Below are 1,433 nucleotides of genomic sequence, written 5' to 3'. Positions count from 1 at the left end.
TGTTTGAGTAAAATAAGGCTTGCCGGCCACTGAGTGAATGCCAACCCCTCCGCTCCATATGTGAGCGCCCACCGCCGAATATAGTGCGCCTCCGCCCTGCACGGCCATCGAACATGTGCCGTCGGCGAGGATAATATCGTCCGTTGTCAGCCAGCCAATCGTGACAACGTTCATCATGCGTGGCCTCCACGGTCATTCAGACAACGGATAACTGGCTGGAGCATTGCCGCATAGACAAGGGCTTTGGATAGATCAACGATGTCCGAGAGAGCGGCCTGAGGTGAAGCGAGATCGAAGTGGCGATTGATGCCAGGGAATCCAAGGAGCAGAATATTTGGCGTCTTTAGCATCACGCTGATATCGTCACTACGTGAGGTGTAAATGTTGTTGGATTCTTGAACCTTTATACCCAGTCCCGGCAGGGATCGATTAAATGCCGCGCCAATGCATATAAACTTGGGGGCGTCACCGCGCCTCGGGCTAGGCTCGAGAATTCACTGAGGACTGCACCCTCGCCTATGCGTACGGAATTCTCGGGCTCGGGGGTCATTTCTTCCGTATTCAAGGTCATACCGGCCTGCTGCATATCGGCAATGATCGCCAGATCCGGAGGCGGAAGCTGATCGATGATGCGTGATCCTCCCCTACCCATGACCTGATTACCGGATCCGGTCGGTCCTTCTTCCTCATCCGGAAAAGCGAACAGCGCATTGACACCGGCTTCGGCCAAGAGTGGAGCGGCCACTGCTAGCGCAGAGACTCCGCCGGCATTGTCAAAATGCCCGGTCCAATATCCATCCTCATGCGGCAGGCATGGCGTTACCTGAACCACGCGATCCCCTGGTCGAAGACGGGTCGATTGATCCTTTGGCCTAAAAAAGGCCTTTCCCAATTCTGACTCAATCCAGCCGTCGTCGACGACAAAGTAACGCTCGCTCAGCAGATCGTAACGGTAGGCTTGTGCCTGCCGTGTGCCATCAATGGTGAGGTGGTAGCAGAATGGGACAAGCGGGAATCTGCGTCCGTCGAACGGCCGCGTTAGGTAACTTATCGTGTCCAGATGTGCGAAATACCATAGGGGCTTTGGCGCTGACTGGTCACCTGCAATCAATACCGTGCTGGCTGTATTGCGAAAGTTGCAATCAAGAACCAGCTGCCCGTCTTTCAATGCCCCGTCGCTCCTGAGGAGATCACGCAGGACCGGCGCGCGCATGGCAGTTGCTGCCGTTGAGGGTGCAGGTGTGTCAGCGATTGCCGTCAGATAGCGGGCAATCCTTTTGGGGGTGATGTAGGCGTCGACGCCCGGTTGCATATCCCGCAACTTTTCTGAAAGCTTGTCTAAATGATCTGCAATGGATGCTTCGGACGAGAGATCTGAATTTCGCATCAGGAACGGCCAGACCGAGACATGAAATATACGGCAACAACAATCA

At 55.0% G+C, this 1,433-nt stretch carries 1 protein-coding gene; it reads right to left on the bottom strand.

What is annotated here, in order from left to right; translation table 11 throughout:
- Positions 1 to 403: 403 nt before the first annotated feature.
- Positions 404 to 1,433 (bottom strand): hypothetical protein (locus ACXJ5O_RS26915; RefSeq protein ID WP_457302581.1); only part of this gene is annotated, 1,030 nt, incomplete at its 5' end.

The organism is Phyllobacterium sp. P5_D12 (assembly GCF_054049495.1).
The sequence above is the reverse complement of the archived record's forward strand: the minus strand, read 5'-3'. Positions and strand labels throughout refer to the sequence as shown.